The following is a 554-nucleotide window of genomic DNA, read 5'->3' on the forward strand; positions in this document are numbered from 1 at the left end:
GCCTCGCTGGCCCACAGCTGCTCCAGCTTCGGCGTAAAAAACCCCTTGCGCTGCAACCACTGCACCAAAAAGGTCGGCGTGCCGGTCTCGAACCAGTGCGCGCGAAACTGCCGCTCAGCCAGCAGCAGCAACACATCAAAGGGGTTGTACACGCTCACCGGCCCCCAGGCGTAGCCGTTGTACCAGCGACGCACCTCGGCACGCTCCAGCGGTTTGCCTTCGGCAGCGGCGGCTTCGAACTCCGGCGCAAAGACAGTGTCGAGGTCGTCTTCGGTGTAGCCGCACAGCGTGCCATACTGCGCCGACAGGGTGATGTCGCGCAGGTTGTTGAGCCCGGAAAAGATCGACACCTTGGAAAACTTGCTCACCCCCGTCAGCATGGCAAAGCGCACGTCGGCGTCGCGCCCTTTGATGACGGAGTAGAGGCTTCTCAACCCCTCGCGCATCGCACGCGCGACCTCAGGGGCTTCGAGGTTGTCGAGGATCGGCTTGTCGTATTCGTCGACCAGCACCACGGCCTGTTGGCCGTGCGCCTCGGCGGCGCGGGTGATGAG

General features: G+C 63.9%; 1 protein-coding gene. It reads right to left on the reverse strand.

Going from position 1 to position 554, the window contains the following annotated elements; all coding sequences use genetic code 11:
* On the reverse strand, positions 1-554 hold a 554-nt coding region (locus Taqua_RS13135; RefSeq protein WP_185969644.1), incomplete at both ends, for an AAA family ATPase.

Origin of the sequence: Tepidimonas aquatica (assembly GCF_007556585.1) — a bacterium.
In the GTDB taxonomy this organism is placed as follows: Bacteria; Pseudomonadota; Gammaproteobacteria; order Burkholderiales; family Burkholderiaceae_C; genus Tepidimonas; species Tepidimonas aquatica.